The organism is Ignatzschineria sp. PL_is040, assembly GCF_055813795.1.
This window is the reverse complement of record NZ_JBVPGU010000002.1, coordinates 230,448-244,121: the sequence shown is the minus strand read 5'-3', so window position 1 is coordinate 244,121 and position 13,674 is coordinate 230,448. Positions and strand designations below refer to the sequence as shown.

The following is a 13,674-nucleotide window of genomic DNA, read 5'->3' as shown; positions in this document are numbered from 1 at the left end:
GATTTAATGGTAACAGTTAATCAGTTGATCCGCCGTCCGCGCGGAACGAAAGCTGATAAATCTGACGTTCCTGCACTTGAGGGTTCTCCTCAACGTCGTGGAGTATGTACAAGGGTTTATACAGCAACGCCTAAGAAACCTAACTCTGCTATGCGTAAAGTATGTCGTGTTCGTTTAACTAACGGATATGAAGTCTCTAGCTACATCGGTGGTGAAGGGCATAACTTACAAGAGCATAGTGTTGTTTTAGTTCGTGGTGGAAGAGTTAAAGACCTTCCAGGGGTTCGTTATCACGTAGTTCGTGGTGCATTGGACTCACAAGGTGTTGATAAACGCCGTAAAGGTCGTTCAAAATATGGTGCTAAGAAGCCTAAAGCATAATCGCTTAGCTTAATTTAGTTTCTGTTGGATTTAGTATTTATTGAGAGTATCTCATGTCAAGAAGAAGAGAAGTCCCAAAACGCGAGATTTTGCCTGATGCAATCTATGGCGATGTAATGCTTGCGAAGTTTATTAATATGGTGATGGTTTCTGGTAAGAAATCAATTGCTGAGCGTATTGTTTACGGTGCATTAGACATCGTTAAAGAAAAAGGTCACGAGAACCCAGTTGAAGCTTTAGAGCAAGCTTTAGATAATGTTCGACCAAAAGTTGAAGTTAAATCAAGACGTGTAGGTGGTGCAACTTATCAGGTGCCAGTAGAAGTTCGTGCGTCAAGACGTGATGCATTAGCGATGCGCTGGATGGTTGATGCAGCAAGAAAACGTTCTGAGAAGTCAATGACGCGTCGCATGGGTTCAGAGATTTTAGATGCCCTCGAGAACCGTGGTGCGGCAGTAAGAAAGAGAGAAGACATGCACCGCATGGCAGAAGCGAACAAGGCTTTCTCGCATTTCCGTTGGTAAAAGAATTACAGAATTTGTTCATGCAATTGCGGTGCTCATATATTTTGGGACACCGCATTTATTGTTTAAAGAAATTAAGATTTAATTTTAAAAGAAGGATTTATTATGGCTCGAACTATGCCTATTGACCGATACCGTAATATTGGTATCAGTGCTCACATTGACGCAGGTAAAACTACCACATCTGAGCGTATCCTCTTCTATACTGGTAAAAATCACCGTATTGGGGAGACTCACGATGGTACTGCAACGATGGACTGGATGGCTCAAGAGCAAGAGCGCGGAATCACAATCACATCTGCGGCAACCACTTGTTCATGGAAAGGGATGAAGCAACAATTCCCTGAGCATCGTATTAACCTTATCGATACACCGGGACACGTTGACTTTACAATTGAAGTTGAGCGTTCAATGCGTGTTCTTGATGGTGCGGTAATGGTGTACTGTTCAGTAGGTGGTGTTCAGCCGCAATCTGAGACAGTATGGCGTCAAGCGAACAAATACGCAGTACCTAGAATTGCATTTGTTAACAAGATGGACCGTACAGGTGCTGACTTCTTCCGTGTTGTTGATCAGATGAAAGAGCGTCTTCGTGCAAATGCTGTTCCAATTCAAATTCCAATTGGTGCAGAAGATAACTTCGAAGGTGTGATTGATCTTGTAACAATGACAGCAATCTACTGGAATGAAGAAGATATGGGGATGACGTTTGAAGAGCGTGAGATCCCAGCAGAGCTTCTTGCTGATGCAGAAAACTATCGTTCACAAATGGTGGAAGCTGCTGCAGAGTCAAGCGAAGAGTTGATGGACAAGTACCTTGAAGAAGGTGAACTATCTGAAGAAGATATTCGCCAAGGTTTACGTGCTCGTACATTGGCGTCTGAGTTAGTACCTGTTTGCTGTGGTACAGCATTTAAGAATAAAGGTGTTCAGGCATTACTTGATGATGTTATCTACTATCTTCCATCACCAACAGAAGTAAAACCAATCGCTGGTGTGCTTCCTGATGGTGAGCCTGGAGTTCGTAAATCATCTGACGATGAGCCCTTCTCATCACTTGCGTTTAAACTTGCAAATGACCCATTCGTAGGAAACTTAACTTTCGTTCGTGTTTACTCGGGTGTTGTTAAGTCAGGCGATCACGTCTATAACCCTGTAAAAGGTAAGCGTGAGCGTGTTGGCCGTCTACTTGCAATGCACTCTAACTCTCGTGAAGAGATTGATGAGGCAAGAGCAGGTGATATTATCGCAATGGTTGGTCTTAAAGATGTTACTACTGGTGATACGCTTTGTGACCAGAAAGATCAAATTACACTTGAGCGTATGGAATTCCCTGAGCCTGTAATTTTTGTTGCGATTGAGCCAAAAACAAAAGCTGACCAAGAAAAAATGGGTATGGCGCTTTCACGTTTAGCACAAGAAGATCCATCTTTCCGCGTAAGAACTGATGAAGAGTCAGGTCAAACAATTATCGGTGGTATGGGTGAGCTTCACTTAGATATCATTGTTGACCGTTTGAAGCGTGAGTTTAAAGTTGAGTGTGGTGTAGGTGCGCCTCAAGTTGCTTATCGTGAAACAATTACAAAAGCAGTTGAAGCTGAAGGGAAGTTTGTACGACAATCTGGTGGACGTGGTCAGTTCGGTCATGTATGGTTGCGTATTGAGCCTCAAGAGCTTGGTAAGGGTTATGAGTTCGTTGATGAGATTGTTGGTGGTGTAGTTCCAAGAGAATATATCCCAGCGGTTGATCGCGGTATTCAAGAGCAGATGGCAAACGGTGTTATCGCGGGCTATCCAATCGAAGATGTTAAAGTTACACTGTATGATGGTTCATACCATGATGTTGACTCAAGTGAAATGGCGTTTAAGATTGCAGGATCTATGGGCTTTAAGAACGGTGTTCAAAAGGCAGGGCCTGTATTACTTGAGCCAATCATGAAAGTTGAAGTAGAAACACCTGAAGAGTACATGGGTGATGTTATGGGTGACCTTAACCGTCGTCGTGGTAATCTTCAAGGAATTGATGATGCGTTTGGATCTAAACTTATCAGAGCTGAAGTTCCATTATCTGAGATGTTTGGTTACGCAACAGCGCTTCGCTCATCAACACAAGGTCGTGCAACATACTCTATGGAGTTCTTGAAGTATAACCAAGCGCCAAATAGTGTCGCTGATGAAATTATCAATGCGAATAAGGTAGACTAATAGAGTCTAATTAAAATAAATAATTTGCAATCTAATAGACAAGCTCTATAATGTAGAGCTTGTTTTTAGCTCTTTAAAAAATTGGGGTATTAATAGTATGTCAAAGGAAACTTTTAGTCGTAATAAACCGCACGTAAACGTCGGTACAATTGGTCACGTTGACCACGGTAAAACAACTTTAACCGCGGCTTTAACTAAAGTGGGTAACGAATCTGTAGGTGCAAACGTACGTGCATATGATCAGATCGATAACGCACCAGAAGAGAGAGAACGTGGTATCACGATTTCAACTTCTCACGTTGAGTATGAGTCTGAAAATCGTCATTATGCGCACGTTGACTGTCCTGGACACGCCGACTATGTGAAAAATATGATCACTGGTGCAGCGCAGATGGATGGAGCTATCTTAGTATGTTCAGCAGCAGATGGTCCTATGCCACAAACTCGTGAGCATATCCTTTTATCACGTCAAGTAGGTGTTCCATATATTCTTGTTTTCTTAAACAAAGCAGACATGGTTGATGATGCCGAGTTAATCGAGCTTGTAGAGATGGAAGTTCGTGAACTTCTCGATGCATACGATTTTCCAGGTGATGATACCCCAGTTATCGTTGGTTCAGCGCTTAAAGCAATTGAGGGTGATGAATCAGAAATTGGTGTTCCAGCAATTAAAAAGCTTCTTGCAGCTTTAGATGAGTGGATTCCTGAGCCTGTACGTGAGATCGATAAGCCATTCCTTATGCCTATCGAAGATGTGTTCTCAATTTCAGGTCGTGGTACTGTAGTAACAGGCCGTATCGAGTCAGGTATCGTTAAGACTGGTGAAGAGTTAGAAATCGTCGGTATTCGCCCAACTCAAAAAACAACATGTACTGGTGTAGAGATGTTCCGTAAGCTTCTTGATCAAGGTCAAGCAGGTGATAACGTGGGTGTTCTTCTTCGTGGTACTAAGCGTGAAGATGTTGAGCGTGGTCAAGTACTAGCAAAACCAGGATCTATTAAACCTCATACTAAATTTGAAGCAGAAGTTTACGTTCTCTCAAAAGAAGAGGGTGGACGTCATACACCATTCTTTAAAGGTTACCGCCCACAATTCTATTTCCGTACTACGGACGTAACAGGTGCAGTAGAGCTTCCTGAAGGTGTAGAGATGGTTATGCCTGGAGATAACATCAAGATGGTTGTTGAGTTGATCAACCCAATTGCGATGGATGAAGGTTTACGCTTTGCGATCCGTGAAGGTGGTCGTACAGTTGGTGCTGGTGTTGTAGCGAAAGTTATTGCATAATTAATGTTTTTTCCTAGATCTCGTTTGGGGGTCTAGGATTTTTAAATGAGAGTAGTATGGATAATCAAAGAATTAGAATTCGCCTTAAAGCATTTGACTATCGTTTAATTGATCAGTCTGCAAAAGAAATTGTTGAAACAGCTAAGCGCACAGGTGCGCAGGTTAAAGGTCCAATTCCTTTACCTATTAAGCGTGAAGTATTTACAGTATTGACATCACCGCACGTTAACAAAGATGCGCGTGATCAGTATGAGTTAAGAACTCATAAGCGTCTTATGGACATTGTTAATCCAACAGATAAAACAGTTGATGCATTAATGAAACTGGATTTAGCTGCTGGTGTGGATGTACAAATTCGTTTAGACTAGTACGGGTTTGTTCGCGATGAAGGTCGCCAACCTTCCTCTCGTTTTTATCATTTATTAATTGAGGTTATAAAATGGCAGTAGGATTAATCGGAAAAAAACTCGGGATGAGTAGAGTTTTTGGTGAAGATGGTCGCTCTCTTGCAGTGACTGTTGTGCAAATCGAAAACAATGAAATTGCCCAAATCAAAACAGCAGATACTGATGGTTATACAGCGGTACAAGTAGCGCATGGTCCACAGTATTCAAGCAAAAAGAAAAAATCATTAGATGGACACTTTGCAAAAGCAGAGATCGCATCAGCACGTTCACTTTGGGAATTTCGTGTCGACACTACAGACGCATATGAAGTTGCACAAAAGTTAACTGTGGAGTTGTTTGAAGCAGGACAAAAAGTCGATGTTTCAGGCGTTACGCAAGGTAAAGGTTTTGCCGGTACAATTAAACGTCATAACTTTGCTGGTCAACGTAATACGCACGGTAACTCATTGTCGCATCGTGTTCCAGGATCAATTGGTCAATGTCAAGATCCAGGTCGTGTTTTCAAAGGTAAGAAAATGGCGGGACACATGGGTGCAGTTCGTAGAACAGCTCAAAATCTTGAGATCGTTGGAGTAGATACTGAGCGCAACTTACTTCTCATTAAAGGTGCTGTCCCAGGACCTAAGGGGTCAGATGTTGTTGTGTCTCCTGCAATCAAAGTGAAAAGAGGTAAGGCGTAATGGAAATTCAAGTAATCGGCGGATCTCCAGTTGAATTAGATGCCACGCAGTTTGGTCGTGACTTTAACGAAGCGTTAGTGCATCAAGTTGTAACAGCATATCAAGCAGGTGGTAGAGCAGGTACTCGTGCTCAAAAAACACGTGCTGAAGTAGCAGGTTCTACAGCGAAGCCATGGAGACAAAAAGGAACTGGTCGTGCACGTGTTGGTAGTAAGCGTAACCCTATCTGGAGAGGTGGTGGTGTAACGTTTGCAGCTAAGCCACAAAACTGGAGCCAGAAAGTAAACAAGAAAATGTACAAAGCAGCGATGCTTAACATTCTTTCTGAATTGATCAGAAGTGAGCGTTTAGTAGTTGTTGAAGATTTCACAATGGAAGCGCCAAAGACTAAAGCATTTATCGCTAAGTTAGAAAGCTTGAATGTACATAATGAAAGCGTATTAGTGGTTACTGAAGCTGTTGACTTCCCGCTCTACTTAAGTGCTAGAAACGTGCCAAACGTTCTCGTGCTTGATGTTGAAGCGATTGATCCAGTTAGCCTCGTACAGTTTAATAAAGTTGTAATGACTAAACAGGCGCTTGTTTCAGTTAAGGAGTTATTAGCATGATTTTAGATGTTAAAGAAAGATTAATGAAAGTGATCATTGCTCCTCATGCGTCTGAAAAAACAGCGCGCCAAGAAGAGCTTAATCGTGAAGTAACTTTCCGCGTATTGAAAGACGCCAATAAGAAAGAGATTGCTGACGCAGTAGAGCTCTTATTTGGACGTAAAGTAGAGAAGGTTACTGTGCTTAACCAAAAAGGTAAGCGTAAATCATTTGGCCGTCATATGGGTGTAAAGCAAGATTGGAAAAAAGCTTACGTAACACTTGCAGACGGGGAAGATGAAATTGATTTTTTAGGTGATATGTAATGAGTATAAAAAAAGCTAAACCAACTTCACCAGGTCGTCGCTCACTAATTCAGGTTGTAACGCCAGGCCTTCATAAAGGTAAACCATATGCTCCATTAGTAGAAGGTCAGCATAGAACCGGCGGCCGTAATAATGATGGACGTATTACTTCACGTCATCGTGGTGGTGGTCATAAACAACATTATCGTTTAATTGACTTTAAACGTAATAAAGAGAATATTCCGGCAAAAGTTGAGAGAATTGAGTACGATCCAAACCGTACAGCGCATATTGCACTTCTTTGCTATGTAGATGGTGAGCGTCGTTACATTATCGCTCCTGCAAAAGTAGAGGTAGGTGACGTATTATTTGCTGGCCCAAATGCGCCTATCAAAGCAGGTAACTCTCTACCACTTCGCAATATTCCAATTGGTACGACAGTACACTGTGTTGAGATGAAGCCTGGTAAAGGCGCTCAATTAGCACGTTCAGCAGGTGCTTCAGTACAACTTATCGCTAAAGAGGGTGAGTACTCTACATTACGTTTACGTTCAGGTGAAATCCGTAAGGTTCTCTCTGACTGTAAAGCGACTGTTGGTGTTGTAAGTAATGGTGAGCATAGCCTTCGTGTGTTAGGTAAAGCTGGTGCAAGTCGCTGGGCTGGTGTTAGACCACAAACTCGTGGTGCTGCGATGAACCCAGTAGATCACCCTCACGGTGGTGGTGAAGGTCGTACTAAGGGTGGTAGACATCCTGTGACACCTTGGGGTCAACCTACTAAAGGTTACAAGACACGTACTAACAAGCGTACAAGCAAGTACATTGTTCGTCGTCGTACTAAATAATTAAATCGAATAAAGGGTAAAATATGCCACGTTCTATAAAGAAAGGTCCATTTATCGATCATCATCTACAAAAGAAAGTAGATGAAGCAGTAGCGTCAAATAATCGTCGTCCAATTAAGACCTGGTCGCGTCGCTCAATGATCCTGCCAGAAATGATTGGACTTACAATTGCCGTACACAATGGAAAAATTCATGTGCCGATTTTAATCACTGAAAACATGATTGGTCATAAGTTAGGTGAATTTGCTGTCACTCGTACTTATCGCGGTCATGCTGCAGATAAAAAAGCACGTTAATAAGGAGATAAAACATGGAAAGTAGAGCAGTACATCGCCATGCGCGAATTTCTCCTCAGAAAGCGCGCTTAGTTGCAGATCAGGTCCGTGGATTACCAGTTGATCGTGCACTTACTTTGTTACAATTTAGCGACAAAAAAGCTGCAGATCTTATTCTTAAAGTATTAGTTTCTTCAATGGAAAATGCTGAGAATAACTTCGGTGCGGATATCGACAACCTCTATGTGAAAACTATTATGGTTGACGAAGGTCCTATTCTTAAGAGAATGCGCCCACGTGCAAAAGGTCGTGGAGACCGTATTCTTAAGAAGACAAGTCACATCACAGTAATCGTTGCTGAAGCTTAATTAGGAGTAAGTCAAAATGGGTCAAAAAGTAAATCCAACCGGTATACGCTTAGGGATCTCAAAAGACTGGAATTCGCGTTGGTACGCGGATTCTAAGACTTTCCCTGAGTTTATTGAATCTGACTTTAAGGTTAGAGAATTTTTAAGAAAGAAATTAGCAGGTGCTGCTGTTTCTAAGATTCATATCAGCCGTCCATCAAAATCAGCACAAGTTGTTATTCATACAGCTCGTCCTGGTGTTGTTATTGGAAAAAAAGGTGAAGATATTGAAATCTTACGTAAAGAGCTTTCGGAAATCATGGGTTGTCCAGTACATGTATCAATCCAGGAAGTAAGAAAGCCTGAGTTAGATGCGTATTTAGTTGCAGAAGGAATTGCTCAGCAATTAGAGCGTCGCGTAATGTTCAGAAGAGCTATGCGTCGTGCAGTAACTAACACTATGCGTTTAGGTGCTGAAGGTATTCGTGTTAACGTATCAGGTCGTTTAAATGGTGCGGAAATTGCTCGTGCTGAGTGGTATAGAGAGGGTCGTGTTCCTCTCCATACATTCCGTGCAGATATTGATTACGGAACAGCAGAAGCATTAACAACTTATGGTATCTTAGGTGTTAAAGTTTGGATCTACAAAGGTGAAGTATTTGATTACCTTGCTGTAGAACAAGAAGAAGCGGCACCTAAGAAAAGAAACAGAAGAAGGAAAGGTGAGTAATCATGTTGCAACCAAAACGTACTAAATTTAGAAAAATGCGTAAAGGTCGTAACCGTGGAGTTGCGGCAGCAGGTAATAAGGTAGACTTCGGTGAATTTGGCTTAAAGTCTACAGAAAATGGTCGCATCAATGCTCGTGAAATCGAAGCAGCGCGTCGTGCGATTACTCGTTATATCCGTCGTGGTGGTAAAGTTTATATCCGTATTTTCCCCGATGTGCCAATTACTGGTAAGCCATTAGAAGTTCGAATGGGTAGTGGTAAAGGTAACGTTGAGTACTGGGTAGCAAAAGTTCAACCAGGTCGTGTGCTTTTTGAAATTGAAGGTGTCACGGAAACTGTTGCTCGTGAAGCATTTAGACTTGCTTCTGCAAAGCTATCTGTTAAAACAGCGTTTGCTGAACGTACAGTTCTTTAAGAGGTAAAAAGTCATGAGTAAAGTATCTAAAGCAGCTCAATTGAGAGATAAATCGGTTGAAGAATTAAGAAATGAAAAACTTGATTTACAACGCGGTTTGTTCAATCTCCGTATGCAAAAGGCGACTGGTCAGCTATCAAAGTCACATCAGTTCAAAGAGTCTCGTAGACAAATCGCGAGAATTAACACAGTACTTGGTGAAATGAAAGAGGGTGGTAAATAATGACTACTGCTATTGAACAGCAACACGCTCGTACCGTTATTGGTACAGTTGTATCGAATAAGAGTGATAAAACCATTACTGTATATGTAGAAAGATTAGTAAAGCATCCTAAATACAAAAAGTATGTGAAGCGCTCTACTAAATTCTATGCGCACGATGAAGCGAATACATGTAACATCGGTGATATCGTTGAAATAAAACAAGTACGTCCTATTTCTAAGAAAAAAACTTGGGATTTAGTTCGTGTAGTTGAAGAGTCGAGAGGTTAATAATGATTCAGACGCAGACAGTTTTAGACGTAGCTGACAACTCTGGTGCACGTAAAGTAATGTGTATCAAAGTTCTTGGCGGTTCACATCGTCGATATGCTACCGTTGGGGATGTAATCAAAGTTTCTGTTAAAGAGGCTATTCCACGCGGACGTGCTAAAAAAGGTGATGTGTATAATGCAGTAGTAGTAAGAACTCGTAAAGGTGTTCGTCGCCAAGATGGTTCATTAATTAAATTTGATGGTAACGCTGCTGTACTTCTTAATAATAACTTGGATCCGATCGGAACTCGTATCTTTGGCCCAGTGACTCGTGAGTTACGTGGTGAGAAGTTCATGAGAATTATTTCGCTTGCGCCTGAAGTTATCTAGTAAAGAGGATTATTAAATATGTCAAAAATCCGTAAAGGTGATGAAGTTGTAGTAATCGCGGGAAGCAGTAAAGGGCATCGTGGTAGCGTGCTTGAAGTGAAAGATGGACGTGTGAAAGTTGCTGGTGCTAATAAAGTAACTAAGCATGTTAGACCAAACCCACAACTCGGAATTGAGGGCGGTAAGGTAGAGCAAGAATCTTTCATCGATCTCTCTAACGTGATGATTTATAATCCCGAGACGAAAAAACAAGATAAAATCAAGATCGAAGTTACTGAAACTAAAGATGAAAATGGTAAAGTAAAATTCGTTCGTGAAAGAGTTTTTAAATCTACAAATAAAAAAGTTGGCTAGTTTAAATACTTTTGCTATTATAGCCAGCTTATTTTATAAATAATTACTGTGCCAAACAGGATGTATCGCATTAAAAGACATATCCGTTTGGCATTGAGGAATATCATGAAAGCAAGATTAAAACAGTATTATGATGAAGTTGTAGTACCAAAACTTATCGAAGAGTTTGGCTACACTAATCCTATGGAAGTGCCAAAAATCACTAAAATCTCTCTAAATATGGGTGTTGGTGAAGCGGTACTTGATAAGAAAATTATGGATAATGCCGTAGCAGAGTTAACTGCTATTGCAGGACAAAAAGCACAAGTGACCCTTTCAAGAAAATCGGTTGCTGGATTTAAGATTCGTGATGGTTGGCCTGTCGGTTGCCGTGTAACATTACGTCGTACAACTATGTATGAATTTTTAGATCGCTTAATTAATATCTCTTTACCTCGAGTACGTGACTTCCGCGGTGTAAGTGCACGCTCATTTGATGGTGCAGGAAACTATAACTTTGGTATCAAAGAACAGATCGTTTTCCCTGAAATCGAATATGAGAAAGTAGATGCTACACGTGGGATGGACATTAGTATCGCAACAACTGCGAAGACTGACAAAGAAGCAAAAGCTTTATTAAGCGCTTTCAACTTCCCATTTCGTAATTAATTATAAAGCAGGAAATTATGGCTAAAGTATCAATGGTTAATCGTGAAAAGAAGCGTGCTGAGCTTGTTGCTAAGTATGCTGAAAAACGCGAACAGTTAAAAAAGATTATTATTAGTGTCGACGCTACTGCGGAAGAGAAAGAAGCAGCAGTTGTTGCACTTCAAAAATTACCAAGAGATTCTTCTCCATCTAGACGTCGTAGACGTTGTAGTATTACAGGCAGACCTCATGGTGTATACCGTAAGTTCGGTCTTGGAAGAAACAAGTTAAGAGAAATCACTATGCGTGGTGATATTCCTGGCTTAAGAAAAGCTAGCTGGTAGGAGAATTTTATAATGAGTATGCATGATCCAATTTCAGATATGCTAACCCGCATTCGTAATGCGCAAGTTTCTGAAAAAGTAAACGTAGAGATTCCTTTCTCTAACGTAAAAAAATCTATCGCTGATGTGCTTCTTGAAGAAGGTTACATCGCATCAATCGATGTTACTGGTGATAAAGCTTCTAATAAAAAATTAGTGCTTACACTTAAGTATCATCAAGGTAAGGCTGTTATTGAGCGTATTGAGCGTGTAAGTAAGCCGAGCCTCCGTGTATATCGTGATAAAAACAGCTTACCACAAGTTTTAGGTGGCTTAGGTATTGCGATTGTATCAACTTCACAAGGCATGATGACTGACCACAAGGCGAGATCTTTATCGCTCGGTGGGGAAGTGATCTGCGTTGTAGCTTAATTAGGGGGTTAGGATGTCACGTGTAGCTAAACAGAATATTACTGTTCCAGCGGGTGTTGAAATCACAATCTCTGGAAATAATGTAAAAGCAAAAGGTCCTAAGGGTGAAAATAGTCTTCAACTTCACTCATCTGTAGGGATTAAACAAGAAGGTTCGGAATTAGTAATCGTACCTGATTTAGAGCAGAGCAAAGGTAGTTACGCAATTGCAGGAACAATGCGTTCTTTAGTAAGTAACTTAGTTATCGGTGTTTCTGAGGGTTTCGAAAGAAAGCTTATCTTAAATGGTGTTGGATATCGTGCTGCGGCACAAGGTTCAAACCTGAATCTTACACTCGGTTTCTCACATCCAATCGTTCACGCTATGCCAGAAGGTGTTACTTGTGAAACTCCTACACAAACAGAAGTTGTGATTAAGGGTGTTGATAAGCAAGTAGTTGGTCAAGTTGCGGCTAAAATTAGAGCCTATAGACCACCTGAGCCATATAAAGGTAAAGGCGTTCGTTATTCAGATGAAGTTGTTTCATTGAAAGAAGTTAAGAAAAAATAGGTGAGAACGATGAAAAAAAGAGACGCAAGATACAGAAGAAGCCTTAAAGCTCGTATCAAAATGAGAGAGTTGATGGTTGATCGTTTAACCGTACATAGAACTCCTCGTCATATCTATGCACAAGTAATTAGTGGTACAGATAATAAAGTATTAGCTGCGAGTTCAACACTTGTAGCAGATGTTAAATCTCAGATCAAAAATGGTGGTAACGTTGATGCTGCTGCTGTAGTTGGTAAAGATATCGCTGCAAAAGCAAAAGCAGCTGGTGTAACTAATGTTGCATTTGATCGCTCTGGATTTAAATATCATGGCCGCGTTAAAGCTCTAGCAGATGCAGCTAGAGAAGCTGGATTAGAGTTTTAATAGGGAAGGAAATTAAATGACTACAAAAGTTGAAAATCAAAATGCAGCAGTAGCTGCAGATGGTTACCAAGAGAAGCTTGTTACAGTAAACCGTGTATCTAAGACAGTAAAGGGTGGTAGACAATTTGCTTTTGCTGCGCTTACTGTGGTAGGTGATGGTAATGGTAAGGTGGGTTACGGTTATGCGAAGGCGAAAGAAGTGCCTGTTGCAATCAAAAAATCGATTGAGCAAGCTAAGCGTAATATCAAGACAGTTTCTTTAAATGGTGGTACACTGCAATACTCTGTAACAGGTATTCATAATGCGGCTCGTGTCTATATGCAGCCTGCATCTGAAGGTACAGGGGTAATCGCAGGCGGTGCGATGCGTGCAGTGTTCGAAGTAGCTGGTGTAAAAGATGTACTTGCTAAATGTCAAAACTCACGTAACCCTGTAAACGTTGTGCAAGCAACAATTAAAGGTTTAGCTGCAATGCAAACTCCAGAAGAGATTGCTGCAAAACGTGGCAAATCTGTTGAGGAGATAAGAGGGTAAGTCATGACACAGAAAACTGTAAAAGTAACGCTTGTAAAGAGTACTAATAGCCGACTTCAATCACATCGTGATTGTGTAAAAGGTTTAGGTTTACGTCGTCTTCATCATACAGTAGAGGTTGCTGCCACTCCTGAAAATATGGGGATGATTAACAAAGTAGCTTACTTGCTTAAAGTTGAGTAGTTGGGGATAGGTAAACAAATGAAATTAAATACATTAAAACCTGCGTTTGGTAGTAAAACTAACCCAAAACGTGTAGGCCGTGGTTGTGGTTCTGGCTTAGGTAAGACAGCGGGTCGTGGTCATAAAGGTCAACACTCTAGATCAGGTGGCTACCATAAAGTAGGGTTCGAAGGTGGACAACAGCCTTTACAAAGAAGATTACCAAAAGTGGGTTTCAATTCACAAATTGGTTTGGTGACTGCAGAGGTACCATTATCAGCACTTAATAAAGTAGAGGGTAATGAGATCACTATGGCATCACTTATTGAGAGCAATATTCTTCCAGCGAAATATGAGCGCGCAAAAGTTATGCTTTCTGGTGAGATCAATAGAGCGGTCACCTTAAAAGGTATTCGTGTTACTAAAGGGGCTAAAGCGGCTATTGAGGCTGCAGGCGGCTCTGTTGAAGAGTAAA

The 13,674-nt window shown here is 41.1% G+C and carries 25 protein-coding genes; all 25 read left to right on the top strand.

The annotated features are described in order from the left end of the window. Positions 1–6: 6 nt before the first annotated feature. The 25 genes from rpsL to rplO all read left to right on the top strand — a co-directional run bounded on the left by rpsL (position 7) and on the right by rplO (position 13,673). Complete coding sequence (gene rpsL / locus AC0SAP_RS04765; RefSeq protein WP_026879366.1) at positions 7–381, top strand: 30S ribosomal protein S12; 375 nt, start codon at positions 7–9, stop codon at positions 379–381. Between the two features lie 53 nt (positions 382–434). Beyond that, positions 435–905 carry a 30S ribosomal protein S7 gene (rpsG, locus tag AC0SAP_RS04760; protein ID WP_094566713.1) on the top strand — a complete coding sequence of 157 codons (471 nt, stop codon included), beginning with the start codon at positions 435–437 and terminating at the stop codon, positions 903–905. A 105-nt stretch (positions 906–1,010) separates the two neighbouring features. Next, positions 1,011–3,110: an elongation factor G gene (fusA, locus tag AC0SAP_RS04755; RefSeq protein ID WP_286481343.1), complete on the top strand. Its 2,100-nt coding sequence runs from the start codon at positions 1,011–1,013 to the stop codon at positions 3,108–3,110. Positions 3,111–3,207: 97 nt separating this feature from the next. Continuing rightward, positions 3,208–4,398: an elongation factor Tu gene (tuf, locus tag AC0SAP_RS04750; protein WP_286481342.1), complete on the top strand. Its 1,191-nt coding sequence runs from the start codon at positions 3,208–3,210 to the stop codon at positions 4,396–4,398. Between the two features lie 56 nt (positions 4,399–4,454). Beyond that, positions 4,455–4,766, top strand: coding sequence for a 30S ribosomal protein S10 (rpsJ, locus tag AC0SAP_RS04745; protein WP_094566716.1), 312 nt, complete (start codon positions 4,455–4,457; stop codon positions 4,764–4,766). A 71-nt stretch (positions 4,767–4,837) separates the two neighbouring features. Beyond that, positions 4,838–5,485: a 50S ribosomal protein L3 gene (gene rplC / locus AC0SAP_RS04740; RefSeq protein WP_094566717.1), complete on the top strand. Its 648-nt coding sequence runs from the start codon at positions 4,838–4,840 to the stop codon at positions 5,483–5,485. After that, on the top strand, positions 5,485–6,093 hold the full coding sequence (gene rplD / locus AC0SAP_RS04735) for a 50S ribosomal protein L4 (RefSeq protein ID WP_094566718.1): 609 nt from the start codon (positions 5,485–5,487) through the stop codon (positions 6,091–6,093). The genes rplC and rplD overlap by 1 nt, the downstream gene beginning before the upstream one ends. Beyond that, positions 6,090–6,398, top strand: coding sequence for a 50S ribosomal protein L23 (rplW, locus tag AC0SAP_RS04730; RefSeq protein WP_094566719.1), 309 nt, complete (start codon positions 6,090–6,092; stop codon positions 6,396–6,398). Before rplD ends, rplW begins: the two co-directional genes overlap by 4 nt. Next, positions 6,398–7,222, top strand: coding sequence for a 50S ribosomal protein L2 (gene rplB, locus AC0SAP_RS04725; protein ID WP_109200823.1), 825 nt, complete (start codon positions 6,398–6,400; stop codon positions 7,220–7,222). The genes rplW and rplB overlap by 1 nt, the downstream gene beginning before the upstream one ends. Before the next feature lie 23 nt (positions 7,223–7,245). Next, entirely contained in the window at positions 7,246–7,518 is a 273-nt protein-coding gene (rpsS, locus tag AC0SAP_RS04720; protein WP_094566721.1) for a 30S ribosomal protein S19, read from the top strand. Positions 7,519–7,532: 14 nt separating this feature from the next. Beyond that, complete coding sequence (rplV, locus tag AC0SAP_RS04715) at positions 7,533–7,865, top strand: 50S ribosomal protein L22 (protein WP_286481336.1); 333 nt, start codon at positions 7,533–7,535, stop codon at positions 7,863–7,865. Between the two features lie 16 nt (positions 7,866–7,881). Further along, complete coding sequence (gene rpsC, locus AC0SAP_RS04710; protein ID WP_094566723.1) at positions 7,882–8,574, top strand: 30S ribosomal protein S3; 693 nt, start codon at positions 7,882–7,884, stop codon at positions 8,572–8,574. A gap of 2 nt (positions 8,575–8,576) precedes the next feature. Continuing rightward, on the top strand, positions 8,577–8,990 hold the full coding sequence (rplP, locus tag AC0SAP_RS04705) for a 50S ribosomal protein L16 (protein WP_286481335.1): 414 nt from the start codon (positions 8,577–8,579) through the stop codon (positions 8,988–8,990). 13 nt (positions 8,991–9,003) lie between these two features. Next, on the top strand, positions 9,004–9,213 hold the full coding sequence (gene rpmC, locus AC0SAP_RS04700; RefSeq protein WP_109236028.1) for a 50S ribosomal protein L29: 210 nt from the start codon (positions 9,004–9,006) through the stop codon (positions 9,211–9,213). Next, positions 9,213–9,482 (top strand): 30S ribosomal protein S17, encoded by a 270-nt coding sequence (rpsQ, locus tag AC0SAP_RS04695; protein WP_109200820.1) that lies wholly within the window; start codon positions 9,213–9,215, stop codon positions 9,480–9,482. The genes rpmC and rpsQ overlap by 1 nt, the downstream gene beginning before the upstream one ends. Before the next feature lie 2 nt (positions 9,483–9,484). Then, a complete protein-coding gene (gene rplN, locus AC0SAP_RS04690; RefSeq protein WP_094566726.1) occupies positions 9,485–9,853 on the top strand; it encodes a 50S ribosomal protein L14 in 369 nt (122 codons plus the stop codon). A gap of 18 nt (positions 9,854–9,871) precedes the next feature. Next, positions 9,872–10,207, top strand: coding sequence for a 50S ribosomal protein L24 (gene rplX / locus AC0SAP_RS04685; protein ID WP_109236027.1), 336 nt, complete (start codon positions 9,872–9,874; stop codon positions 10,205–10,207). 105 nt (positions 10,208–10,312) lie between these two features. Further along, positions 10,313–10,855: a 50S ribosomal protein L5 gene (gene rplE, locus AC0SAP_RS04680; protein ID WP_286481377.1), complete on the top strand. Its 543-nt coding sequence runs from the start codon at positions 10,313–10,315 to the stop codon at positions 10,853–10,855. Between the two features lie 17 nt (positions 10,856–10,872). Continuing rightward, positions 10,873–11,178 (top strand): 30S ribosomal protein S14, encoded by a 306-nt coding sequence (rpsN, locus tag AC0SAP_RS04675; RefSeq protein WP_109236026.1) that lies wholly within the window; start codon positions 10,873–10,875, stop codon positions 11,176–11,178. A gap of 12 nt (positions 11,179–11,190) precedes the next feature. Further along, complete coding sequence (gene rpsH, locus AC0SAP_RS04670; protein WP_094566730.1) at positions 11,191–11,589, top strand: 30S ribosomal protein S8; 399 nt, start codon at positions 11,191–11,193, stop codon at positions 11,587–11,589. 13 nt (positions 11,590–11,602) lie between these two features. Beyond that, complete coding sequence (gene rplF / locus AC0SAP_RS04665; RefSeq protein ID WP_094566731.1) at positions 11,603–12,139, top strand: 50S ribosomal protein L6; 537 nt, start codon at positions 11,603–11,605, stop codon at positions 12,137–12,139. Between the two features lie 9 nt (positions 12,140–12,148). Next, positions 12,149–12,502 carry a 50S ribosomal protein L18 gene (gene rplR, locus AC0SAP_RS04660; RefSeq protein WP_094566732.1) on the top strand — a complete coding sequence of 118 codons (354 nt, stop codon included), beginning with the start codon at positions 12,149–12,151 and terminating at the stop codon, positions 12,500–12,502. 16 nt (positions 12,503–12,518) lie between these two features. Beyond that, on the top strand, positions 12,519–13,037 hold the full coding sequence (rpsE, locus tag AC0SAP_RS04655) for a 30S ribosomal protein S5 (RefSeq protein WP_109236024.1): 519 nt from the start codon (positions 12,519–12,521) through the stop codon (positions 13,035–13,037). Between the two features lie 3 nt (positions 13,038–13,040). Next, positions 13,041–13,220, top strand: a complete 180-nt coding sequence (gene rpmD, locus AC0SAP_RS04650) for a 50S ribosomal protein L30 (protein ID WP_094566734.1) — start codon at positions 13,041–13,043, stop codon at positions 13,218–13,220. An 18-nt stretch (positions 13,221–13,238) separates the two neighbouring features. Further along, complete coding sequence (gene rplO, locus AC0SAP_RS04645) at positions 13,239–13,673, top strand: 50S ribosomal protein L15 (RefSeq protein WP_094566735.1); 435 nt, start codon at positions 13,239–13,241, stop codon at positions 13,671–13,673. Position 13,674 lies beyond the last annotated feature (1 nt).